General features: G+C 71.0%; 21 protein-coding genes. 9 read left to right on the top strand and 12 right to left on the bottom strand.

The window, feature by feature from the left end:
• Positions 1-14: 14 nt before the first annotated feature.
• From ACIRRY_RS17955 to ACIRRY_RS17945, 3 genes are all read right to left on the bottom strand, one after another.
• Positions 15-716 (bottom strand): SDR family oxidoreductase, encoded by a 702-nt coding sequence (locus ACIRRY_RS17955; protein ID WP_403973364.1) that lies wholly within the window; start codon positions 714-716, stop codon positions 15-17.
• Between the two features lie 734 nt (positions 717-1,450).
• Entirely contained in the window at positions 1,451-1,795 is a 345-nt protein-coding gene (locus ACIRRY_RS17950; RefSeq protein ID WP_403973362.1) for an MmcQ/YjbR family DNA-binding protein, read from the bottom strand.
• The gene (locus ACIRRY_RS17945) at positions 1,792-2,187 is read right to left on the bottom strand and encodes an MmcQ/YjbR family DNA-binding protein (RefSeq protein WP_403973360.1); all 396 of its coding nucleotides are present in this window, start codon (positions 2,185-2,187) and stop codon (positions 1,792-1,794) included. The genes ACIRRY_RS17950 and ACIRRY_RS17945 overlap by 4 nt, the downstream gene beginning before the upstream one ends.
• A gap of 130 nt (positions 2,188-2,317) precedes the next feature.
• Between ACIRRY_RS17945 and ACIRRY_RS17940 the strand changes: the two genes are divergently transcribed.
• Complete coding sequence (locus ACIRRY_RS17940; RefSeq protein ID WP_403973358.1) at positions 2,318-3,268, top strand: helix-turn-helix domain-containing protein; 951 nt, start codon at positions 2,318-2,320, stop codon at positions 3,266-3,268.
• Between the two features lie 400 nt (positions 3,269-3,668).
• On the opposite strand, the gene ACIRRY_RS17935 is transcribed toward ACIRRY_RS17940, so the two are convergent.
• Complete coding sequence (locus tag ACIRRY_RS17935) at positions 3,669-4,295, bottom strand: TetR family transcriptional regulator (RefSeq protein WP_403973356.1); 627 nt, start codon at positions 4,293-4,295, stop codon at positions 3,669-3,671.
• A gap of 123 nt (positions 4,296-4,418) precedes the next feature.
• Here ACIRRY_RS17935 and ACIRRY_RS17930 point away from each other — a divergent pair, with 123 nt between their 5' ends.
• Together ACIRRY_RS17930 and ACIRRY_RS17925 are read left to right on the top strand one after the other, a co-directional pair.
• Entirely contained in the window at positions 4,419-5,411 is a 993-nt protein-coding gene (locus tag ACIRRY_RS17930; RefSeq protein ID WP_403973354.1) for an aldo/keto reductase, read from the top strand.
• Between the two features lie 982 nt (positions 5,412-6,393).
• Positions 6,394-8,547, top strand: coding sequence for a PQQ-binding-like beta-propeller repeat protein (locus ACIRRY_RS17925; protein ID WP_403973352.1), 2,154 nt, complete (start codon positions 6,394-6,396; stop codon positions 8,545-8,547).
• Positions 8,548-8,798: 251 nt separating this feature from the next.
• On the opposite strand, the gene ACIRRY_RS17920 is transcribed toward ACIRRY_RS17925, so the two are convergent.
• The 4 genes from ACIRRY_RS17920 to ACIRRY_RS17905 all read right to left on the bottom strand — a co-directional run bounded on the left by ACIRRY_RS17920 (position 8,799) and on the right by ACIRRY_RS17905 (position 12,347).
• Positions 8,799-9,170, bottom strand: a complete 372-nt coding sequence (locus tag ACIRRY_RS17920) for a MerR family transcriptional regulator (protein ID WP_403973350.1) — start codon at positions 9,168-9,170, stop codon at positions 8,799-8,801.
• A gap of 252 nt (positions 9,171-9,422) precedes the next feature.
• Positions 9,423-10,274: an aldo/keto reductase gene (locus ACIRRY_RS17915; RefSeq protein ID WP_403973348.1), complete on the bottom strand. Its 852-nt coding sequence runs from the start codon at positions 10,272-10,274 to the stop codon at positions 9,423-9,425.
• A gap of 37 nt (positions 10,275-10,311) precedes the next feature.
• On the bottom strand, positions 10,312-11,343 hold the full coding sequence (locus ACIRRY_RS17910) for a zinc-binding dehydrogenase (RefSeq protein WP_403973346.1): 1,032 nt from the start codon (positions 11,341-11,343) through the stop codon (positions 10,312-10,314).
• A gap of 26 nt (positions 11,344-11,369) precedes the next feature.
• Positions 11,370-12,347 (bottom strand): aldo/keto reductase, encoded by a 978-nt coding sequence (locus ACIRRY_RS17905; protein WP_403973344.1) that lies wholly within the window; start codon positions 12,345-12,347, stop codon positions 11,370-11,372.
• Between the two features lie 203 nt (positions 12,348-12,550).
• Between ACIRRY_RS17905 and ACIRRY_RS17900 the strand changes: the two genes are divergently transcribed.
• From ACIRRY_RS17900 to ACIRRY_RS17890, 3 genes are all read left to right on the top strand, one after another.
• Positions 12,551-13,456 carry a helix-turn-helix transcriptional regulator gene (locus tag ACIRRY_RS17900; RefSeq protein WP_403973342.1) on the top strand — a complete coding sequence of 302 codons (906 nt, stop codon included), beginning with the start codon at positions 12,551-12,553 and terminating at the stop codon, positions 13,454-13,456.
• Positions 13,457-13,531: 75 nt separating this feature from the next.
• On the top strand, positions 13,532-13,831 hold the full coding sequence (locus tag ACIRRY_RS17895; protein WP_403973340.1) for a hypothetical protein: 300 nt from the start codon (positions 13,532-13,534) through the stop codon (positions 13,829-13,831).
• A 288-nt stretch (positions 13,832-14,119) separates the two neighbouring features.
• A complete protein-coding gene (locus ACIRRY_RS17890) occupies positions 14,120-15,088 on the top strand; it encodes an NADP-dependent oxidoreductase (protein WP_403973338.1) in 969 nt (322 codons plus the stop codon).
• Positions 15,089-15,142: 54 nt separating this feature from the next.
• Here the strand turns inward: ACIRRY_RS17890 and dacB are convergent, their stop codons facing one another.
• The 4 genes from dacB to ACIRRY_RS17870 all read right to left on the bottom strand — a co-directional run bounded on the left by dacB (position 15,143) and on the right by ACIRRY_RS17870 (position 19,367).
• Entirely contained in the window at positions 15,143-16,417 is a 1,275-nt protein-coding gene (gene dacB, locus ACIRRY_RS17885; RefSeq protein ID WP_403973335.1) for a D-alanyl-D-alanine carboxypeptidase/D-alanyl-D-alanine-endopeptidase, read from the bottom strand.
• Positions 16,418-16,549: 132 nt separating this feature from the next.
• Positions 16,550-17,101: a hypothetical protein gene (locus ACIRRY_RS17880; RefSeq protein WP_403973333.1), complete on the bottom strand. Its 552-nt coding sequence runs from the start codon at positions 17,099-17,101 to the stop codon at positions 16,550-16,552.
• Between the two features lie 5 nt (positions 17,102-17,106).
• Positions 17,107-18,603: a sensor histidine kinase gene (locus tag ACIRRY_RS17875; protein WP_403973331.1), complete on the bottom strand. Its 1,497-nt coding sequence runs from the start codon at positions 18,601-18,603 to the stop codon at positions 17,107-17,109.
• Positions 18,604-18,674: 71 nt separating this feature from the next.
• The gene (locus tag ACIRRY_RS17870) at positions 18,675-19,367 is read right to left on the bottom strand and encodes a response regulator (protein ID WP_403973329.1); all 693 of its coding nucleotides are present in this window, start codon (positions 19,365-19,367) and stop codon (positions 18,675-18,677) included.
• 205 nt (positions 19,368-19,572) lie between these two features.
• Here ACIRRY_RS17870 and ACIRRY_RS17865 point away from each other — a divergent pair, with 205 nt between their 5' ends.
• The 3 genes from ACIRRY_RS17865 to ACIRRY_RS17855 all read left to right on the top strand — a co-directional run bounded on the left by ACIRRY_RS17865 (position 19,573) and on the right by ACIRRY_RS17855 (position 23,185).
• Positions 19,573-21,588 carry a transglycosylase domain-containing protein gene (locus ACIRRY_RS17865; protein ID WP_403973327.1) on the top strand — a complete coding sequence of 672 codons (2,016 nt, stop codon included), beginning with the start codon at positions 19,573-19,575 and terminating at the stop codon, positions 21,586-21,588.
• A gap of 263 nt (positions 21,589-21,851) precedes the next feature.
• The gene (locus ACIRRY_RS17860) at positions 21,852-22,436 is read left to right on the top strand and encodes a sigma-70 family RNA polymerase sigma factor (protein ID WP_403973324.1); all 585 of its coding nucleotides are present in this window, start codon (positions 21,852-21,854) and stop codon (positions 22,434-22,436) included.
• Positions 22,433-23,185: an anti-sigma factor domain-containing protein gene (locus ACIRRY_RS17855; RefSeq protein WP_403973322.1), complete on the top strand. Its 753-nt coding sequence runs from the start codon at positions 22,433-22,435 to the stop codon at positions 23,183-23,185. The genes ACIRRY_RS17860 and ACIRRY_RS17855 overlap by 4 nt, the downstream gene beginning before the upstream one ends.
• Positions 23,186-23,246 lie beyond the last annotated feature (61 nt).

Raw genomic sequence — 23,246 nt, 5'->3', positions numbered from 1 at the left:
GTCGGGGGCCCGGTCTACTGGGCGAGCTGGGGGTACAGCCCCGCCAGGTCGCCGGCCAGGCCCGCCTTCACCTGCCGCGAGATGTCGTCGGCGAGGACCTCGTGGGCGCCGGCCTCGATTCCGTCGAGGGCGAGTACGGCCACGTCGCGGGGGTCGGACTTGGGGGCGTCGACGCCTGTCGTCAGGTCGGTGTCGACGTAGCCGACGTGCAGTCCGGTGACGGCGATGCCGCGTGGTCGCAGCTCCAGGCGCAGGGAGTTGGTCTGCGACCACAGGGCGGCCTTGGAGGCGCTGTAGGAGCCGCCGAGCGCGATCCAGGAGAGCACGGAGTGCACGTTGAGGAGATGGCCGCCACCGTTGCGCTCGATGACCGGCACGAAGGCCCGGGCGACGAGGAGCGGGCCGTAGAAGTTGGTCTCGAACTCCCGGCGTACGTCGTCGACCGGGGAGTCGAGGAAGGACGCGCCGACCGAGGCACCGGCGTTGTTGATCAGCACGGTCACGTCCTGCGCCTGCGCGGCGGCCGCCGCCACCGAGGCCGGGTCGGTGACCTCCAGCGCCACCGGGACGGCGTCGGGGTGCGTCACGCTGTGCGGGTCGCGGGCCGTGGCGTAGACCTTGGCGGCACCGCGCATGTACAACTCCTCCACCAGCGCCTTGCCGATGCCGCGGCTGCCGCCGGTGACGAAGACGTTCGCGCCCTTCAGAGCGGTCATGGCTACCTCCAGAAAACGGGAAACCGATCGGTTTCAAGAAGCGTAAACCGATCGGTTTCCCGACGCAAGCTCAAGCGTCGGCCGATCCCCGCCGCGTCAGCGGGTGAGCTCGGGCCAGGGGTGACCCCGGAGCTCCTCCAAGGGCCCGTGCACCTGCCGAAGGCCGGGCTGCGCGGAAGTCGGTGCGCCAGCCGCCGCAGGGTCATCAAGGGGATTCCGTACCGGAATCGGACCGGCGTGCCGTGGAGGGTTCTCGCTTGCACGTTCCGTGCAGCGGAAGACCGTTTACGAGAGGCGCAGACGCAGGTCGGCGGACGGCACACTAGGCAGGCCCTCGCGGCCGTCCTGGCCGACGCCGACGCGCAGGGCCGCGTTGACTGGTCCACGGTGTCCATGGATGCCGCCACCTGCGGGGCCCACCAGCACGCGCAGTCGGCCTCGACACGGACGACCCCTACAAAATGTGGGCCACCTCAGCGCGGCACCTCCCCCTAGGCAAGTGCCGTGCCCACAGCGTGCCCCTAAGACCGGTATTGCCGCGCCACCCGTGAGGCGAGTCGATCCACTTACCATCGGCGGCCTGGAGCGGTTCCGCCGAGCCGGAGAAGATGGCCGACACCGGATCGAAAGCCATGCCGCTGTCGTCGGGGGCGCCGGACGGTGGTGGTCTCTTCCCGAGGCCGGGCGACCCCGCAGGAATCTCGCGGCGCTCATCGGGCACTGGGACGGTCGTGTCACGGCAGCCGCTCGGCGACCAGGTCGTAGGAATTCTCGACCGCGTCGGTGATCAGCCTCTCGGTGATGCCGGGTCCCGGCCCCAGTGAGATCCAGTGGCGCTTGTCGAGATAGCGGCCCGGGGTGATCGAGGCGCAGCCGCGCTCCAGTGCCCGCGCATGCTCGGGCTCGCACTTGACGGTGATGATCTGTTCGTCCAGGTCGTCGGTGACGATCAGGAACACCTTGCCCGCGACCTTGTACACGTCGAGTCCCGGGGTGAAGGGGTATCCGTGGCTGACGTCGGGCAGGGCCAGGGCCGCCCGGCGGGCGGTGTCCTGGAGCCGGTCACCGGCCGCGCTCACCGGGCCGCCCGCGTGCCGGTGCCGTAGGTACGCGGGTCGACGGGCCGCTCGGCCCTGGGCAGATGGGCGACGACCAGCCGGTAGGAGTCCGTGACGAGTTCCCTGACGAGCTCCTCGTCGACGCCTTCTCCGCTCTCCAGGGTGATCCAGTGCTTCTTGTTCATGTGGTACCCGGGCGTGATGTGGCTGTACTGCTCCCGCAGGGCGTCGGCCTCGCCGGGGTCCGCCTTGAGGATCACGACGGGACGCCCCGGGACGTCGGTCATCAGCATGAACACCTTGCCGCGCACCTTGTAGACCTCCCAGTCGGGGCCGAAGGGGTGCTCCAGCCGGGCTCCGGGGAGTTCCTCCGCGCAGTCGGCGGCGGTCTGGTGCAGGGCCGATCCGTTCATAGGGGGGTGAGCCTTCTCAGGTAGGGCGGGACTGTGGCATCGAAGGAGGCGCAGGGCGCGCCGCGCGGCCGCGGTAGCACGTCCCATCCTTCCGCCGCAGCCGACCGGACGGGCGCTAGGCTGCGGACACGTGATGGTCGACAAGCGACACTCCGGGCCGAGCGGGCAGGCCGCACCAGCTGCGGTTCCGCTGTACGGTTTCCAGCCCCCGGTCGGTACCCCGTACGGCCTTGAGGTGAGCACCGTCGAGGACTTCTTCGCCGAGCACGACGACTGGCCGTGGAACCCGCCCCGTCCGGGCCGTGCCACCTTCCACTACCTCATCGCGGTCACCGAGGGTGAGTTGCGGCACGACGTCGACCACGTCACGCGGACCGTCGCTCCCGGCCAGTGGCTGTGGGTGCGTCCCGGACACGCGCAGTGCTGGCATCCGCCCGGTGCCGCCCGCGGCTTGTTCATCCTGTTCGAACCGGACGTACTGCGGCCCGACCTCGCCCGCCTCCTGGCCCCGCTCACGGCACACGAGGCCCCCGCCGTGCTCACCCCGCACCCCGACGACACCGCCTGGCTCCAGCAGACAGCAGTCCAGCTCCTGGACGAACACCGCGCACTGGGACGCCGCCCCCTCGGCATCCACCACGCCCTGCGGCGCAGCCTCCTCGAATCACTGCTGCTGCGCCTGGCCAACTCCCCGGACATCACCCCCACCGGCACGGCCACCAACGGCACCGGCCGCGCCGACAGGTACAGACGCTTCCTGGACGTCCTGGAGCTGCGCTTTCGCGAGCTGCACCAAGCCGCGGACTACGCCGAGTTGCTCGGCTGCTCGGTCCGCACCCTGAGCCGCGCCGCCCGGGACGCCACCGGCAAGGGGGTACGTGAACTCATCGACGAGCGGCGCCTCCTGGAAGCCCGGCGCCTGCTGGGAGCTGCCCAGTGGGATGCCCGGGCCGTGGCCGTCCACCTCGGCTTCACCGACCCCGCGAACTTCGGCCGCTTCTTCCGCGACCGCACCGGCCTCACCCCGGCCGCCTTCACGGCCGGCGAGGCCCCGACCCTTCCCCCTCCTCTTTTCGGTTGACGATCTCCGGTTATGCGCTGTTGAGCTGTCCACGGACCATCGTCCAGCATCATGTCGATCACCGGTTGGCGGGTGCACCCCACTCGCCGGGACCTGGTGCGGCCGCGGGAAGTGACGCCGCTCATGCGGGAGTTCAGGGCCCTGTTCGCCGGTCTGGAGCAGCGTCCGGACGAACTGGGCGTACCCGAGGGACAGCCGTCTCTGATCAGCCCCGCGGGCAAGTACGACGTGGCGTCGAACCGCTGCTTCTCGGTGCGGCCGGCATCTTCACCGTGGAACGCGCAGGCCGCGCATGCCCGGGACCTGCGTACCTACTTCTACTTCCTGTGGTTCGGGCGAGGTCGGTGCGACCGGCGCGACGCGACCATGGACGATCGGGCGGCTTACGAGTGGTGGCACGTCAGCGTGCTTGGGGGAAAAGGCGTTCGACGGCGGTCACCACCGCGGCGCGGCGGGCGGCGGTGGTGGGGTCCTCGGCGTGTGCGCTGGCGGCCTCGCTGTGCTCGGGCTGTGCCGCCCAGGTGGTGGCGATCTGGTTGACCAGGGCGAGGACGTCGGCCGGGTCCCAGGCGGAGTCGAGCTGTCCGGCCTGCTGCGCCTGGCGGAGCAGGCCGATTTTGCGGGCGATCAACGCTTGGGCGTGATCGTCGGCAACGGCTGTGGTGCCCGGCAGTTCGAGGCGGCCCCAGGTGATCAGGCGGTGGTGGTCCGGACGGGCGACGAAGTAGTCGAACAGGCGGCCCGCGTAGCCGGGGAGGTCGGACGGGTCCAGTTGGGTGGCCTCGGCGATGACGGCGTGCTCCTGTGCGGCGACGTCGGCATAGAGCGCGTCCTTGCTGCGGAAGTAGGCGTAGACGCGTTCCTTGCTGGTCCTGGCGAGTTTGGCGATGCGGTCCACGCGGGCGCCGGCGATGCCGTGGCGGGCGAACTCCTCCATGGCAGCGGTAAGAACGCGCTCGCGCGTGGTGTCGCCGCCGGCTGCTGCTGCGGGCGCTGCGGTCTGGCCGGAGTCGCGGGACTGGGACATGACCCCAGGATAGAACACCGAACCGTTTGGTTTGGCATCCGGGCGATCGGCGCGTAGAGTCAAACGGAACAGTTCGGTTTGACCTCTGCGGGTGAAGCCGACGACACACTGAGGAGTGAACTCATGCAGCACCGCAACCTCGGCTCTCAGGGTCTGCGCGTCTCGGCGCTCGGCCTGGGCATCATGGGCATGTCCATGGCCTACGGCGCCTCGAACGACGACGAGGGCATCGCGACCATCCGCCGCGCCCACGAACTCGGGATCGACTTCTTCGACACCGCCGAGCTGTACGGCGCCGGGACCGGCAGCAACGAGATCCTCCTGGGCAACGCGGTCAAGGACTTCCGCGACGAGGTCGTCCTCGCCACCAAGTTCGGCTTCGACATGACCGCCCCGCTGCACAGCCCCGGCTTCGACAGCCGCCCGGAAAACATCCGCAAGGTCGCCGAGAACAGCCTGCGCTACCTGCGGAGCGACCACATCGACCTCTTCTACCAGCACATCTCCGACCCCGACGTTCCGGTCGAGGAGGTCGCCGGCGTGGTCGGCGAACTGATCGCCGAGGGCAAGGTGAAGTACTTCGGCCTGAGCAACGTCGGCCCCCAGTACATCCGCCGCGCCCACGCCGTCACCCCGGTCTCCGTGTTCCAGTACGAGTACTCGCTCTTCGAGCGGGAGGTCGAGGAGAAGATCCTTCCCGTCCTGCGGGAACTCGGCATCGGCCTGGTGCCCTACTCCCCGCTCGGCCGCGGCTTCCTCACCGGCCAGGTCAAGCCCGCGAGCGAGTACCCGGCGGACGACATGCGCAGCTGGGACGAGCGCTGGCAGGGCGAGAACTACACGTACAACGTGCACGCCATCCAACAGCTCAAGAAGCTGGCCGGCGCCTTGGGCATCACCACCGCCCAGCTCGCGCTGGCCTGGCTCCTCGCCCAGGGCCAGGACGTCGCGCCCATTCCCGGCACCCGCAGCACCAAGCGCCTCGAGGAGAACGCCGGCGCCGTCGACGTCCAGCTCTCCGCCGCCGATCTGGCCCGCATCACCGAGATCCTTCCCCACGGCTCGGCAGGCAGCCGCTACCCCGCTGGGTTGCTGTCCAGCTTCACCACGGACTGACCGTGCCGGCACCCGTGCATGCGACCCCGGACCGTCGGCCAAAGGCAGCACACCGGCCGGTGCCGATGGCAGGGGGTACCGGGCGGGGGAAGGCCCAAGCCCTTACGAGGCGGAAGCTCGAGTGGTGCTCGCCGACATCGACCTGCCGGCGGTGACACCTGTCTGCTCCTCCTCGGTGATCGAGCTGACCGACGGATCCCTGCTCACCTGCGACGAACCGATCATCACCTTCGATGCCGAGGAGGGCATGCCTGATCCCGTGATCCCGCAGGCGCGTCGGCGGACCTGTAGCCGTCGACGCCGAGGACAGCGAGCGATCCGTCGGACCAAGACCCTCATCCAGGTCCAAAGCACTCGGAAACGAGGCTTGGCCAGAGTCGATGAGATCGTCATGCCCGTGGGCCGTCGCATCCTTCCGGTCTTCAGTCACCCCCTGCCGCCCCCGAGCAGGCCCGCGTTGCGGAAGTCGCTCCGAGCCGGCTCCGTCCCGAGTTGTTCGGCCGCCGCTGGGACCTGCTCCGTGTGCCCCCGCAACCACACCTTCCGGCCGACTCCGTGCCCATGGCGTGCCCGTAGGACCGGTAAACCACGGTCGACTACCGTGCGATCGTGCACTCTCCGCCGCCATTCCAGTGTACGTATGACCAGGTCAGAGGCGTTCCGGCTTCCCAAGCGCCGTCGCTTCCCAAGCTGAGAGTGCGAGTTCGATTCTCGCCACCCGCTCCAGAATTTGCCCGCAGGTCAGCGGCCTGGGGGTTGTTTGTCGTCCAGTCCGATTCGGAGCATCGGCAGGACAGCGGAGCGGAGGAACGGCGCACATCGACATCGGCTCGCCTTCGGCATCGACTTCGGCATCGACATCGACATCGGCTTGGGCCGCCGGGAGTTGAGCCCTGGTCCGGACGGCGACCCGGCCCACGGCCCAGGCCCTACTCTGATCCCCTTGAGGCAGGCAGGCAGGTCCTGGGAAGGATGATCGGCGATGACGCCCCTGAGTACCGGGGATCCGGAGTCCATAGGTGGCTACACCCTTCTCGGTCGGCTCGGGGCGGGCGGCATGGGGGTCGTCTATCTGGGAGTCTCCCCTTCGGGACGGCAGGTCGCGGTCAAGGTCGTGCGCGGGCCGTATGCCCAGGAGGAGGAGTTCCGGACGCGCTTCCGGCAGGAGATCGAGGCGGCGCGCAGAGTGAGCGGCGCCTTCACCGCGCCCGTCGTGGACGCCGACCCGGACGCGGACCAGCCGTGGATGGCGACGCTCTACGTGCCGGGGCTCAACCTCTCCGAAGTCGTCCAGCAGGACGGCCCGTTGAGTCTGCGGGAACTGCGCGCGCTGGGGCTGGGGCTCACCGAGGCGCTGCGCGACATCCGGCGGGCGGGCCTGGTGCACCGGGACCTCAAACCGGGCAACGTCCTGATCACCGAGGACGGGCCGCGGGTCATCGACTTCGGCATATCGCGGGCGTCCGACCACCAGAGCCTCACCACCACCGGGCGGATGATCGGCACTCCGCCCTTCATGTCACCGGAGCAAGTGGCCTCTCCCCGGAACGTCACACCGGCCTCGGACGTGTTCTCGCTGGGGTCGCTGCTGGTGTTCGCGGCCGTCGGCACGGGACCGTTCGACGCCGACAGCCCGTACATAACCGGCTATCAGGTGGTGTTCGGGACCCCTGACCTCGACGGCGTGCCCGAAGCGCTCCTCGGCATTGTCGAACGCTGCCTGGACAAGGACCCGGCCGCACGGCCGGAACTGACGGACATACACCGCATGCTCCAGGCGCTGCCGGAATCCGACACCACCGGGTCCCCGAGGACCGGGCAGTCCGTGAGACCCCCGCGCGGCCCCACTCCTCGGAACACGGCCGCCACCGCCGCGACCGGTACCGGCACCGGCAGGCGACGCCGGGCCCGGTTGCTGCTCACCGGCCTCGGTGCGGCGCTGGCCGTCACGGGGCTGTGCATCGGAGTGGCTGTCTTCGTGTCCGATTCGGACACCAGGACCAGCACCGGCACCACCACGGCCACGTCCACGTCCACCACCCAGGCCGCGTCACTGCCCGCCGGCTGGCGGCCGTGGCAGACGAATTTGCGCTACGCCGTGAAAGGCGTCCCTCTCGACTACAACGGCCCTGGATGCGTGGCGGAGGGAAGCGCCCTGTTCTGCGGCGGTACGGGTTTCACGGCCGCCAGGGTCGACGCGGCCTCCGGCCGCACCCGGTGGCGGATCGGCACCCGCCCGCAGGGGGCGCAGCCGATCGGCGTTCGCGACGGGCTGGTCTACGTGTACGAGGATCCGGACGACAGGACCAGGCGCGTGGTGGCTGTCGACGCCAACACCGGGCAGCGGCGCTGGCAGCGCGACATCAACAAGTCCGAGGACGCGGTCCTGTACGACGGCGGACTGCTGACCCTGTCTCCCGACTACGCGTCGTTCGTGGCCTACGGCCCTTCGGGCAAGGAACTGTGGCAGGCGCCCTCGCTGGACGAGTACTGCACTCCGTCGGCACCGGGAGGCGTCACCTACGCCCTGTGCTCGAAGGGCAACGAGCCCGGCCAGGCCCCGGTCGAGCTGATGAGGCTCGGACCCGACAGCCTGACCGCGACGGCCACGCTGCCCAAGAAGGCGGAAGCGCTCGGCGCTGTCGGCGGGCAGCCCCTGTTCCTCGCCCCGCAGACCGCGAAGGACGTGTACGAGGCCGGGTACGAACGGCCGTACAACGCGCTGTTGCGGGTGGTCCCGGAAACCGGGCAGGTCAGGCGGATACCGCTGGCGCGTCCGCTGACCGGCGCGGCCACCCTTGTGGACGGTGTCGTCTACTTCGTCCGGTCCGACGGGTCGGTCACCGCGGTGTCGGCGGACAGCGGCAGACAGCTCTGGCAGAAGGCGACGGACATGGAGAGTCTGTCCGCGCCCGCGGTGTCGGCGCCGTACAAGCGGGTCTATTTCTCCAACCGCTTCGGCCGTCTGCTGGCGCTGGACAGCCGTACCGGAGCGGAGGTCTGGCGCACCTCCGCGCTGGACGACCCCGGGGACAAGGTGCAGAGCTACCCGCCACGCGTGCTGCTCGTCAGGGACGCGATCGTGGCGACGGCCGGCGACACGGCCTTCTCCCGGAGCCCTGCCGGGCCCACCTGACCGGCCGGGACGATCCGGATACGTCCGCATGCCACACGGCCGAACCTGATCCGGCGGGCCGACGGGCCGGCGGGATCAGGTCAGGTACAGGTAGCTCCGCCAGTTCGTGGCGGTCCGGGCGGCATGACGGTCGGGCGTCGGCGTCGGCGTCGACGTCGAGGAGACGGAGACGGAGACGGAGACGGAGACGGAAACCTAGACCCAGAACCAGCCCCAGACCTAGACCCAGACCCAGCCCCGTCAGAGGCTGCTCACGCGGCGGTTCGGCGGTCGTCTCGGTCGGCTCGGGCCGCGACCATCAGGCCGTCGAGCGCGTCGCGGGTGTTCAGCAGCTCCTCGATGTGGTGGGAGAGCCGGTCGCGCTCCTGGGCCATGCGTTCCAGCGCGGACTCGGAGTTCTCGTCGCTGGGCGCGTCGCGGCACGGCATCAGTTCGAGGATGGTGCGGCTGGACAGCCCGGCCACGTACAGGCGCTGGATGAAGTCGACCCGATCGATGTCCTCGTGCGTGAAGTGCCGCTGCCCGCCGCCGCTGCGGGTGCTGACCAGCAGTCCCTGCTCCTCGTAGTAGCGCAGCGAACGGACACTCACTCCGCTGCGCGCCGCGAGTTCGCCGATCCGCATCTCACTCTCCCGACGATGACGTGGGCTCAGGACTTGCATCTCACATTTATGTCAGGTTTTAGCGTACCGGGCGGGCCCGCTTCCCCTCCCGGCCAGCACGGTCAAGACCGGCGCCGGGGGCGGGACCCAGGTGCGCTGAACCGCACCGTTGTCCTGCCGACACGGCCGTTTCCGGACCGGGGGCATGCGTCGACACGACCGTTCCGAACCGAAGCGTCAGACGTCGGACACGACCGCCCCCGAACCGAAGCGTCAGGCGTCGAGCCGGCGCTTGGCCAGCCAGGTGACGACCTCCGGGTCGTGGTGGTCGAAGAACAGTGAGTCGCCGGTGTCCAGGGTGGCGATCCGCGTCATCTGGTCGTCGGTGAGCTCGAAGCCGAAGACGTCGATGTTCTCCGCCATCCGTTCGGGCCGTACGGACTTGGGGATGGCGACGACCCCGCGCTGGACGAGCCAGCGCAGCACGACCTGCGCGACCGACTTGCCGTGCGCCTGGCCGATCCCGGTCAGCAGCGGGTCGGTGAACAGGTCGTTCCTGCCCTCGGCGAAGCCGCCCCAGGACTGGATCCGCACCCCGTGTTCGCTCATCAGGGCCTGGTAGTCGGCGCGTTGGAAGAACGGGTGGGTCTCGATCTGGTTGACCGCCGGGGTGATCTCGTTGTTGGCGATCAGGTCGAGCAGCCGGTCGGGGTAGAAGTTGGCGACGCCGATCGCCCTGGCCAGACCCTCGCGGCCGAGGGCCTCCATCGCGCGCCACTGGCCGTAGACGTCGCCGAACGGCTGGTGCATCAGGTAGAGGTCGAGGTGGTCCAGGCCCAGCTTGTCGAGCGAAGTCCCGAAGGCGCGGCGGGTGTTGTCCTCGGCCGGGGCGTCCTGGACCCACAGCTTGGTGGTGACGAAGAGGTCCGCGCGCGGGATGCCGCTCGACCTGATCGCCCTGCCTACGGCCTCCTCGTTGCCGTAGGCGGCGGCGGTGTCGAGGAGGCGGTAGCCGGCGGCGAGGGCGTCGGAGACGGCGCGTTCGGTGTCCTCGGCGGGGATCTGGTAGACGCCGAAGCCGAGGATCGGCATCTCCACACCGTTGTTCAGCGTGACGTACTGCATGGGGGATGCCCCTTTCCTGGAAGGTGAGTTGGGGTGTTCAGGGGGTGATGAGGGCCTTGAGGACCTCGCGGTCGGCCATCGCCCGGTAGGCGTCCGGTGTCCCGTCGAGGGCGAAGGTCCGGTCGAAGACGCGGCCGGGGGTGATGGTGCCGTCCAGGACGGCGGGCAGCAGGTGCTCGATGTAGGCGCGGGCGGGGCTGACGCCGCCGGTCAGGGTGATGTTGCGCCTGAAGACGGCCGGGCCGATGGGACCCTCCTCGTACTGCGGGAAGCCGAGCCGGCTGATGGTGCCGCCGTCCCGGACCGCGCCGAGGGCGGTGTCCAGACTCGGGCGGGTGCCGACCGCCTCGATCACCTTGTCCACGCCGCCGCCGGTCAGCTCGCGGATGCGCGCGACGCCCTCCTCGCCGCGCTCGGCGACGACGTCGGTGGCCCCGAACTCACGGCCCAGGCCGGTGCGCGCCTCGTGGCGGCCCGCGAGCAGGATCCGCTCGGCGCCCAGCCGCGCGGCGGCGATCACCGCGCACAGGCCGACCGCGCCGTCGCCGACGACGAGCACCGTGTCGCCCCGGCCGACGCCTGCGGTGACCGCGCCGTGGTGGCCGGTCGTCATCACGTCCGACAGGGCCAGCAGGGACGGCAGGAGGGTGGAGTCGGCGGCCACCGGCAGCTTCACCAGGGTGCCGTCGGCGTACGGGACGCGGACGGCCTCGCCCTGTCCGCCGTCGACGCCCGCGAAGCCGTAGCGGCCGCCGTTGCGGCACGAGGTGTGCAGGCCCCGGGCGCAGTAGTCGCAGGTGTTGTCGCTGTAGGTGAAGGGCGCGACGACCAGGTCACCGGTCTTCAAGCCGGTGACATCCGCGCCGGTCTCCTCCACGACGCCGAGGAACTCGTGTCCCATGGGGCGGCCGGTGTCGGTGCCGGGCATCGACGCGTAGGGCCACAGGTCGCTGCCGCACACACAGGAGGCGACGACGCGGACCACGGCGTCGGCGGGCCGGACGATCTTCGGGTCGGGCCGGTTCTCGACGCGGACGTCTCCGGCTCCGTACATCACTGCTGCACGCATGCTTACTCCAGATAGTGGGCGGACGATCAGCGTTCGAGCATCCGTGCCTGGGCCTCGGTGTGGGTGTCGCCCGCGGCGGGCGGCAGGCTGCCGAGCTTGTCGAGCTGCTCGCCGGTGAGGGTGACGGCGTCGGCGGCGGTGTTCTCCTCGACGCGGCCGACGCGCTTGGTGCCGGGGATCGGGGCGATGTCGTCGCCCTGGGCGAGCAGCCAGGCCAGCGCGACCTGGGCGGGGGTGGCGCCGACCTCGCCGGCCAGGGCCTTGACCTCGTCGGCGAGCGCGAGGTTGCGTCCGAAGTTCTCGCCGGTGAAGCGCGGGTTGTCGCGCCGGAAGTCGGAGTCGTCGAACTGGTCGGTGGAGCGGATGGCGCCCGTCAGGAAGCCGCGGCCCAGCGGGGAGAACGGCACCAGGCCGATGTTCAGCTCCCGCAGGACGGGCAGGACCCGGTCCTCGATCCCCCGGGTCCACAGGGAGTACTCCGACTGCACCGCGCTGACCGGCTGGACGGCGTGCGCGCGGCGGATCGTGTCCGGGCCCGCCTCCGAGAGGCCGAACGCGCGCACCTTGCCCTCGGCGATCAGCTCGCCCACCGCGCCCGCGGTCTCCTCGATCGGCGTGTTCGGGTCGACGCGGTGCTGGTAGTACAGGTCGATGTGATCGGTGCCCAGCCGCTTCAGGGAGCCCTCGACGGCGGTACGGATGTTGGCGCGGCCGGAGTCCTGGTTCCAGGCGCCCGCACCGGCGTGCGAGACGAGCCCGAACTTCGTGGCCAGCACCACCTTGTCCCTACGGCCCTTCAGCGCCCGGCCGATCAGCTCCTCGTTGGTGTATGGGCCGTAGATCTCGGCCGTGTCGATGAGCGTGACGCCCAGTTCCAGCGCCCGGTGCACGGTCCTGATCGACTCCGCGTCGTCGGTGCCGGAGCCGGTGTAGCCGTGGGACATGCCCATCGCGCCGAGGCCGATCCGGGAAACTTCCAGGTCACGCAGTTTGATGTAGCGCATCTCGCCCTCTCCGGTTGGTTGCGGCGCCGGGTCCCCCCACTCTCGCCGGGCACGGCGGATCGTGCCCGGGGGCGGGGTGTCGGCGTGCTTCCCCCTCACCTTCGCCCGGATCGCGACGGTGTGGCAGGGCGGGCTCTTCAGGGGTAACGACAGGGCCCCCCTCTCCCCTGCGCGGCACACGGGCAGCGGGCGAGACTGGGGGCATGGCAACCGAGAGCGCGCACAGCGAGGGCGCCGAGCTGGGCCGCTATCTCCGCGCCCGCCGCACCCAGACCAGCCCCGGACACGTTCGCCTCACCGTCGGCACCGGTATCCGGCGCACCCCCGGGCTGCGCCGCGAGGAGCTGGCCACCCTCGCCGGCATCAGCATCGACTACTACGTGCGCCTGGAACGCGGCAGGGAGACCCGCCCCAGCCCCGCCGTCCTCGACTCGCTCGCCCGCGCCCTGCACATGGACGACCAGCAGCACCAGCATCTGCGCGAACTCGCCGCCCGGGCCGCCCGCTACGCCCCCGAGCCGCCGCCCGTGCCCAGCCGCACGGTGCGCCCGCATCTCAAGCTGCTGCTGGAATCGCTCCGCCCGAACCCGGCGTACGTCATCAGCCGCAGCCTGGACCTGCTCGCCTGGAACCCCGGCGGGATCGCCCTCTACGCGGGCCTGGACGACTGGCCCGTCAAGCAGCGCAACCTGGCCCGCTACTTCTTCCTGCACCCCGCGGCCCGCGACCTCTTCGAGGACTGGGAACGGCAGATCGCCACCTGCGTCGCCCGCCTCCGCGCCATCGCCGGCACGGCCCCCGACGCCCCCGACCTCACCAACCTCGTCGGCGAACTCCTCCTCAAGAGCCCCGACTTCGCCGGACTCTGGGAGCGCTACGAGGTCACCGGGCGCAAGCCCGCCCACAAGACCTTCCGCCACCCCCACGTCGGCACGCTCACCCTCACCTCCCAGTCCCTGCACATCGAGGGCACCCCCGGCCACCGCATCGGCGTCTACACCGCCGAGCCCGGCAGTCCCGACCACGACGCCCTGCTCCTGCTGGACATGACGGCCCCGCGCCCGGCCGGTCCGGGCCGACGAGCCGCTCTGCGCGACGAGCGGGCGTAAAGACCGCGTTCGATGTCGGCCCCGGCCCGGGTCCGACCGTTGACCGCTCCATCGCGCCACCCCACGATGGTCGCCGTGACGACCCTCGCCGATCTCGCCGCCTCGGCTCCGCCAAGTGCCCCTCCCAGCACGGCCGGTGCCGTCCTCTTCGTCTTCGTGGGCGTCGCCCTGATGTCCGGAGGGATCATCGCCGTCACCGACTTCAAGGGGTTGGCGACCCTCCTCCACACGAAGGCGATACGCACACGGCGGAACAGGGCGCCGCGCGTCTACGGCAGTCCTCCGGCAGGGGTGGAGGGCCTCAAGGTGCTGGGAGTCCTGCACCTCCTCGGCGGCGGCGCGCTCGCCCTCGGCATCCACCTGCTCGGCAAGTAGGCGTACGGCCGCGCGGAAGCCGATCCCGGGCCGGGACCTGGTCACGCTCGACGACGGGGCCATTCGGCCAACAGGCCGGCCGTTCACGGCGCGGCGGGCGCATGCTCGTGTCGAGGCGGTCGGCTCGTCGCGCGCGGTGATGCCCGCCCGGGACGGGACCCGATCGTGAACATCGGCGCGGTCGACGCGGCGCTCCCCGACCCGGCGGTCATCGACCACAGCGCCGCGAAGGCGGCAGGAAACCCCAGGCACCCCGGAGCGTGCCCCCACCCGAGGAGTGACCGAACCATGAGCACCACGAACACCATGCGTGCCGTACGGGCCCACGAACGAGGCGGACCCGAGCAGTTGACGTACGAGTCCGCCCCGCGTCCCGAACCGGCCCCCGGCGAGGTCCTGCTCGCGGTGCGCGCCGCGTCCATCACCTCCGGCGAACTCGACTGGGACGCCAGTTGGACCGACCGTCTCGACGGGTCGGGGCGCGACCGCACGCCGGTCGTGCCCTCCCACGAGGTCTCGGGAGTGGTGGCCGCGCTCGGTCCCGGTGTCACGGAACTGTCCGTAGGGGACGAGGTCTACGGCCTGATCCCCTTCACCCGCGACGGAGCCGCCGCCGAGTACGTCGCCGTCCCCGCGGACGTCCTCGCCGCCAAGCCCACCCGGCTGGACCACGACAGCGCGGCGGCCGTCCCCCTCGCGGCGCTCACGGCCTGGCAGGGGCTGGTCGGGCACGCGGCGCTGGCGTCCGGGCAGCAGGTGCTGGTCCAGGGCGGCGCCGGGGGCGTCGGTTCCTTCGCCGTCCAGATCGCGAAGGCCCTGGGCGCCCGGGTGACGGCCACCGCCCTGCCGCAGGACCGCGAGTTCGTCACCCGGCTCGGCGCCGACCGGGTCGTCGACTACAGCACCGAGCGGTTCGAGGACCAAGTAGCCGATGTGGACGTCGTGTTCGACGCGGTCGGCGGCGAGACCCAGTCCCGCTCATGGGCCGTACTGCGCCCGGGCGGCACCCTCGTCAGCATCGTGCGGCCCCCGGATCCCGGCGCGAGCACCGACGCCACCGCACGCGGTGTCTTCTTCGTCGTCGAACCGGACCGCGCCGGCCTGGAGGCCGTCACCGGGCTGATCGACGACGGCCAGCTCGCTCCGGCGGTGGACCGGGTCGTCCCGCTGGCCGAGACCCGGGCCGCGTACGAGGCACTCGCCAAGGAGCACCGGCGCGGCAAGATCGTGCTGCACGTGGGGGACGGCGCCCCCTAGAAACCGCCCTGACTCCCGCCGGGGCTCCACGGACGCGCTCGGAGGGGGCGGTCGCTACCAGCAGCCCTCGACCGTCGCCGCGAGCCCGTCCAGGCCCTGGGTGACGGCGGCCGTCGGTGCCGTGCCGTTCTCGACGAACGCGAAGCTCTTCCAGCGGCCGTCCGCGCCCTTGGCGACCCCGGCCAGGGCGGAGACATCGCTCAGGGTGCCGGTCTTGGCGTCGACCTTCCCCACGGCGCAGGAGGCGGGGGCGCTGGTGAAGCGGCCGTAGGAGGTGCTGAGGGTGCCGTCGACGCCGGCGACCGGGAGGCCGGCCAGGATCGGCCACAGTTTGGCCTGGTGGTGGGTGTCGACGGCGAGGGCGGCGATGGCGGAGAGGGCGTCGGCGGTCATCCGGTCGCTGCGGGAGAGGCCGCTGCCGTCGTACTCCTTCACGCCGGTGAGCGGGATGCCGTACTGGACGAGGACGGCGTGCACCGCGGCGGCGCCGCCCGCGAAGGTGGCGGCCCGGCCCTGGCCGAGCGCGGTGAGCCGCAGCAGGCCTTCGGCGATGTCGTTGTCGCTGTGCTTGAGCATGTACTCCACCGTCGTCGACAGCGGCTTGGAGGTGTGGGTCGCCACGACCGTGGTGCCCGCCGGGGCCTTGGCGCGCGCGGGTGTGCCCACCGTGACGCCCTGGGCGGCGAGTTGCCGGGCGAAGTACTTGGTGGCGGTGAGCGCGGTGTCCGCGGTGTTGTCGCCCTCGACGCGCAGGGCCCGGACCGGGGCGACGGTGTCCGGGTAGTAGCCGCTGTTCCAGCCGGTGGCGAGGCTGGGGGCGGCGAAGAGGTGGTCGTCGATCATCAGCCTTACCGAGTGCAGGCCCTTGGCCTTCAGGGACTTGGCGGCGGCGGTGGCGAGGCTCTTCAGGTCGGCGGAGCTGAGCTGCTGGTCGCCGCCGCCGACCAGGTACACGGTGCCGGACCGGTAGACGGCCTTCGTCTGCACGGTGTGGCCGGGGCCCAGCACGGTGAGCGCGGCGACCGCGGTGGCCAGCTTGTCGGTGGACGCGGGCATCAGCGCCTTCGTGGGGTTCTTGGACCACACCTTCTGCCCCGAGGCGACGTCCCGGACCTCACCGCCCGCGTCGGTGCCCAACTCGGCGGTGCCGATGCGCTGGTCGAGCTTGCCGGCCAGCGCCTTGTCGGCGGGCGTCAGCGCGCTCGTCGCCGACGCGGAGGTGGCGGTCATCGTCATCGCGGCCACCACCGGAACCGCGATCACGGCCACCCGCCGGCCGCTCTTGCCGAGTTTCGCGTTCCTGCCACGCGGAAGCGCATGCCTACCCACAGCGTTCTCTCCTTCGTGTCGCCGGTGCGTCCGTACGGCGACCATGTGACCAGCGGCCCGAGACCGGCCCTGGTTCGTTTCGTCTTGGTTCTGCGACCGGGAACAGATCCTGAACCAGGAACAGATCCTGGCCTAGGCGCAGGTCCTGCCGAAGGCGTCCGCGCGCCACACGGCACGACCCGGCACCCGCACCGTCACCTCCGCGGGTGCGGTGTCCGGGCTGACGGTGAGGAAGGCGTCGGCCGCGGTGCAGAACAGCTGGCGGGCGGCGAGCGCGGTCAACGGCTCCTTGAGCGAGGGCAGTTCGACCGTCACCGCACTGCCCACGACACTGACGGCCGGTCTCCCCGACTGGATCGACGGAAACTCACTGGTCACCCCCCTGGACCGATAGCCCGGCCCCGGACCGGCGGACAGCAGCCACACGGCCAGCTCCACGTCGAACCGCACCGCGTCGGCACGCCGCTCCCGGACCTCCAGCACGGGCTTGAGATCGGTGTCCTGACCGCTGTCGTCGGGCAGCGCCGTCAGTCCGCCGCCGCGGACGAAGTAGAGCACCGTGTTCCGCCCGATCCCGGTGGCGGACTCCCCCGCCGGCACCACCCCGCTCGCGGGCACCCCGCACCCGGCCAGCAGCAGCAACACGGCGGCACCCCATCCGGCCCGGCCCCCGACAGTCTTCAAGGACGTCATGACAACGGGCTCTCTTCTGTCGGCTCAGAGGTCAACTCGTCCTGAGAAAGGGGCAGTTCTACGGTGAAGAGGGCGCCGCCGTCCGGATGGTTCGCGGCGTGCACGGTGCCGTGGTGGAGGCGGACGTTCTCGGTGGTGATGGCGAGGCCGAGGCCGCTGCCCTCGGTTCTGGTGCGCGCGGTGTCGGTCTTGTAGAAGCGGTCGAAGATCAGGGGCAGGACGTCCTCGGGGATGCCGGGACCGCTGTCCAGCACCTCGATGACCGCCCACGGTCCGGCACCCGGCCGGTCGTACGCGAACAGCCGCAGATGTACGGGGGGTTCGCCGTGGCGCAGGGCGTTGGCGACGAGGTTGGCGACGACGACGTCGAGGCGGCGGGGGTCGAGAAGGCCGTGGAGCGTGCCGGGCGGGGGCAGTTGGGCCTGCACGGTGTGCAGCCAGCCGCGGGAGGCGAGGGTGCTGCGGAGGGACTCGGTGAGGTCGATCCGGTCCAGGTGCAGGGTGGCCGCGCCCGCGTCGAAGCGGGACATCTCCATCAAGTCGTCGACCAGGTGGGCCAGTTTGACGGTCTCCTGGCTGATCAGCCGTACGGCGGTGGCGGTGTCCGGGTCGAGGCGGGCGGCGTCCTCGTCGAGGATGTCGGTGACCGCCGACATGGCGGCCAGCGGGGTGCGCAGTTCGTGGGAGACGTCGGCGGCGAAGCGGCGGGCGCGGGTCTCCATCCGGCGCAGTTCGGCGACCGACCCCTCCAGTGCGGCGGCGGTCTCGTTGAACGTGTGGGAGAGATCGGCGAGTTCGTCGGAGCCGTCGACGGTGAGCCGGGTGTCCAGATGTCCTTCGGCGATGGAGCGGGTGGCGTCACGCAGCGCGCGTACCGGGCGCAGCACTCCGCGCGCGGCGAGGAGGGCGAGCAGCACGGCCAGGACCAGGGCGGGCACCGAGGCCCGCTCGACGGAGCCGACCAGGGCGTCGATGGAGCGCTGTTCGGCGGCCTGGGGGACCGTCAGGAAGACGGCCAGTCCCGACTGGCCGGACATGGCCCACGGTGGATCCTGGAAGGGGACCGGCAGACCGACGACAAGTGCCGGGCGGCCGTGAGCCGTTACCCGCTGGAAGACCGAGGAGGAGTGGGTGGCCACGGCCTTCCGCATCCCGGGGGTCAGCTCGGTGAACGGGTCCTCGGGCGTGGAGGTGGCGCTCAGACCGCGGTAGGTGGCCAGCACCCGCCAGCCCTGGGTGGGCTCGGACCTGCCCACGGCGGCGGCGAACGACCGCAGTTGGGCGGCGCTCAGGGGAAGCCGGTACTCGGCCACGACGGTGTTCACATGGTCGCGGAACTGCCGGATCACCGCGTCCTGACTCTGCTGGAGCACGCCCGTACGCGCCTCCCGGAACGTCAGCGCACCGGTGGAGAGGGTCGCACCGACCGCCACGAGAGCGAAGGCCAGCACCAGCCGGACCCGCACGCCGCGCAGCCGCGAGAGCCCGCGCACCCGGGGCGCGGCACGGCCGGCCCTTCTCGGGGCCCTCCCCGGGGTTTTCGGCAGGGCCTTCAACGGGGCTTTCAGCGGGCGTCCTTGAATCGGTAGCCGAAGCCCCGCACGGTGTGGACGTACCGCGGCTGTCCCGGGGGTTCGCCCATCTTGGTGCGCAGGCGCTTGACGCAGGCGTCCACCAGGCGGGCATCCGCGTGGTAGTTGTGCTCCCACACCGACTCCAGCAGTTGCTGCCGGCTGAAGACCTGGCCAGGGGAGGCGGACAGGGTCAGCAGGAGGCGCAGCTCGGAGGGGGCGAGGGCGATCGGCACGCCCTCGCTGCTGACGGTCAACGCGGTGCGGTCGACGGTGAGTTCACCGTGGGTCTCGATCTTCGGCAGGGCCCCGTCGGGGGACGCGCCCACACGTCGCAGCAAGGCACGGATCCGCGCTTCGAGGACCCTGGCCCGGACGGGTTTGACAACGTAGTCGTCGGCTCCCGCTTCGAGGCCGACCACGATGTCCACGTCGTCGCCCCGGGCGGTCGCCATGATGATCGGGATCTGGTTGTCGTCGGCGCGGATCCGGCGGCAGACCTCCAGCCCCGACACACCGGGCAGCATCAGGTCGAGGACCACCACGTCCGCCCCGTGGGACCGTAAGAGGCCGAGCCCGTCCTCGCCGGTCGCGGCGGCGGCGACCTCATGTCCCTGGCGGCGCAAGGCGAGTTGGACACCTTCGCGTACCGCGCGGTCGTCTTCGATCAGCAGGACACGTGGCATGCGCACAAGTATCCGTATACGGACCGCTGTTGGTGGACGATCACCCGGACTTGCCTCTTCGGGCAGCCCGTTACGGTCTCGTGACCTTTCGGGCCAGGTCCGGTCACCTGACTCCTCCAGCCTCGATCACCTCACAACGCCCCCTCGGTAGCCGGTAGTCGGCGGCCGGCCATTGGCAGTTGCGGTGAACAAGGAGTCCCCCACGATGCGTAAGCCTGCGATGCGCAAGCCCTCGCCCTCGGAGCGAACCCACCGTGCCACCCGCTCCGGCCGCAGACGCCCGATCGACTACCCGCGCCGCGACAGAAGGGGCCTCCGCCGCTGGCTGCCGTCCTGGCGGCTGCTGCTCGGCGGCTTCCTGCTCTCCGTCGGCGCCCTGTGCGGGCTCTTCGCCTACGGGTACGCGCAGGTCTCCATACCGAACGAACTCGCGGCGGCCCGGCAGGAGGCCAACGTCTACTACTGGGCCGACGGCAGCCAGATGACGGCCGTGGGAGCGGTGAACCGGCAGATCGTGCCGCTGTCCCAGATCCCCGTCCCGATGCGGAACGCGGTGGTCGCCGCGGAGAACGCGAGCTTCTACAGCGACCCCGGCGTCTCCCTCACGGGCGAGCTGCGCGCGGTCGTCAACATGACCAAGGGCCAGGACGTCCAGGGCGGTTCGACCATCACCCAGCAGTTCGTGAAGAACACCTATCTGTCGCAGGACCAGACCTACACCCGCAAGATCAGGGAGTTCTTCATCTCGCTCAAGCTGAGCCGGACGACGAGCAAGGACCTGATCCTCCAGGGCTATCTGAACACCAGCTGGTTCGGCCGCCAGGCATACGGCATCCAGGCCGCGGCCTACGCCTACTACGGCATCCCGGCCAAGGACCTCGACCCGGGCCAGGCCGCGCTGCTGGCCGCGACACTGAAGGGCGCGGAACAGTACGACCCCTCGCTCGGCGCCGCCAACCACGCCCGGGCGGTGCTGCGTTGGAGCTGGATCCTGGACCGCGAGGTCGCGAGCGGGCTGATGACCCCGGCGGAGCGGAACAAGTACCGGACGTTCCCGGAGCCGAGGAAGGAGTCGGTGGCGACGAGCATGTCCGGCCAGACCGGCTATCTCGTCAACGTCGCCGACGCCTACATCACCAAGCGCACCGGCCTGGCCGCCAAGGATCTCGCGCGCGGCGGCTACCGCATCCACACCACCTTCGAGAAGGACAAGGTACGGCGGCTGGAGCAGGCCGTGCGGGACGTCACCGGCGCGGGCCTGGACCCGAAGAAGCGCGCCACCGACCGTGACGTCCAGGTCGGCGCGGCCACCGTCAGGCCCCGGGACGGCGCGCTGCTCGCCCTCTACGGCGGCTCGGACGCCACCCGTCACTTCACCGACAACGCGGACACCTCCGGCGTACCGGCCGGGTCGGTGTTCAAGCCCTTCGCCCTCGCCGCCCTGATCGGCGGCCAGCGGGACGCCAGTCCCGTCCGCCGGTCGCTGAAGACGCCTCCCCCCGAACTCACGGACATGCAGAGCGCGTTGGTGACCTCGGCCCACGCGCCCTTCGTCCAACTCGGCAAGTCCATAGGCTGGGTGGCGATCCGCAACACGGCGGTCAAGGCCGGGCTGCTGAGGAGCAGCATGGCCCCGCTGGAGCAGACCTTCCCGATCGGCACCTCGACGCCCAGCGCCATCCGGACGGCCGACGCCTACGCGACCTTCGCCAACAACGGTGCGCAGAACGACCCTTACTCGGTGACCAGGGTGGTCCGGCACGGCAAGAAGGTCGGCGGTCTCCAACACCCGCGCGCACGCACCGCGTTCAGCCCGGAAGTGGCCGCGATCGTCGACAAGGTGCTGCACGGCGTGGCCTACCAGAACGGCACCCAGGCGATCGTCCCCGACGCCGCGTCCGTCGCCACCGGCGCCGCCGACCTCACGAAGTCCGCCTGGTTCGTCGGCTACACCGAGGACCAGTCCACCGCGATCACCCTCTTCCGCAACAAGCCCGGCCAGGCCCGACTCCTCCCCCTCACCGGCGTGGGCGGCCCGGACTCCCTCCGCGGCAACGTCTTCCCGCCCCGCATCTGGGCCCACTTCATGGGCCACACGGGCAACTTCGAACTGAACCGGACGGAGCCCACGGAGCCCACGGCATCCGCGAAGCCCGATCCGGCCGCGCGGTCCGAGTCGACGTCGACGACACCGCAACCGATCACCCCGGGCAAGGACTAGAACGACGGCTAGAAGGAGGACCAGGGCTAGGGCTAGGACCGGGCCACGACCGAGCAGTGGCCCGTACGGGCAGCGCGGCGCACCGGCATCATCGGCTCCGACGACGACTCCCCCTCCACGGCGAGCACGTCACCCCGCTGCCCGCTCCAGCCGCGCGGCGACCCGCCCGACAGGCGACGAAACTCGTGATCCTCCCGGACCAATCCGCCCTATGCCTCAGGATCGGATTACGTCCGGAGATGTCCCGCTCACGAAGGATCCCTGTGAAAGAAGCCATCAGTATCGGTGGAAATCCCTCGACGCAGCCAGATCTTCAGGAACTGGTGGGCCGGGTCGCCCTGGGCGACGAGAAGGCGTTCGCCGCGGTCTACGACGCCGTCGTGAGCCCCGTCCTCGGGGTCGCCCGTGCCGTCCTGCGCGACCACGCACAGTCGGAGGAGGTCGCTCAGGAGGTCCTGGTCGAGGTGTGGCGCACCGCCCCGCGCTACCGCTCCGACCGCGGGACGGCCATCAACTGGATCCTCACCCTGGCCCACCGCCGCGCCATCGACCGGGTCCGCTCGGTGGAGGCCGCGGCCGCCCGCGACAACAAGGCCGCACTCCTCGCCCGCACCCCCGAGTTCGACGAGGTCACCGAACAGGTCGAGGCACGCCTGGAACGCGAACAGGTACGGCGCTGCCTGCGCACCCTCACCGAGATCCAGCGCCAGGCCGTCACCCTCGCCTACTACCGGGGCCTGACCTACCGCCAGGTCGCCGAGGCCCTCGCACTGCCGCTCGGCACCGTGAAAACCCGGCTGAGGGACGGCCTCATCCGGCTCCGCGACTGCCTGGGAGTGACCGCGTGATCACCGACGACCCGCACCGGCTCACCGGCGCCTACGCCCTGCACGCCCTGCCCGACGACGAACGCGACGCGTTCGAACGCCACCTCACCGGCTGCGAGGCCTGCGCCCAGGAAACCGCCGAACTCTCCGCCACCGCCGCCCGCCTGGGCCTCGCCGTGTCCGTGGAACCCGACCGCGAGATGCGCGGGCGGGTACTGGGCCGGATCACCACCGTCCGCCAGGACACACCGGGCGAGCCGCCGACGATCCGTTCCGGGCGCGCGGCACTGCGGGCCCGGCTGCTGTCGCGGTGGGCGCTGGCCGCCTGCCTCGCCGCCGCGACCGCACTCGGCGGAACCGCCGTATGGCAGCACCAACGGGCCCAGGACGCACTCGCCCAGGCACACCGGACCGAACAGCGAACCGAGCAGGTCGCCGCCGTGCTCGCCGCACCCGACGCCCGGACCCGGGCCGTGGTCCTGCCGGGCGGCGCGATCGGCACCGTGGTCGTCTCCCACGCCCGCGACCAGGCCGTCCTCGCCGTCTCCGGAATGGCCAACCCGCCCGCCGGAAAGGTCTACCAACTCTGGTTCGACGACGACGGCACCATGCGCCCGGCCGGCCTGATGAATCCCCACCGCACCGACCAGGCCGTCCTCCTCCGGGGCACGGTCGACGAAGCCTCCGGCATGGGCATCACCATCGAACCGACAGGCGGCTCAAAACAACCCACGTCCGCGCCACTGGCATTGACCCGCTTCCCCGCCTGACCTGTTTCCAACTCCGACTTGTTTCCATGTCTGCGATAAATGGCCCCGCTGCCACGGGCGG

This window comes from Streptomyces sp. NPDC101776 (assembly GCF_044766845.1).
Lineage (GTDB): Bacteria > Actinomycetota > Actinomycetes > Streptomycetales > Streptomycetaceae > Streptomyces.
Note: the sequence above shows the minus strand (reverse complement) of the source record. Positions and strands in the feature narration are given on the sequence as shown.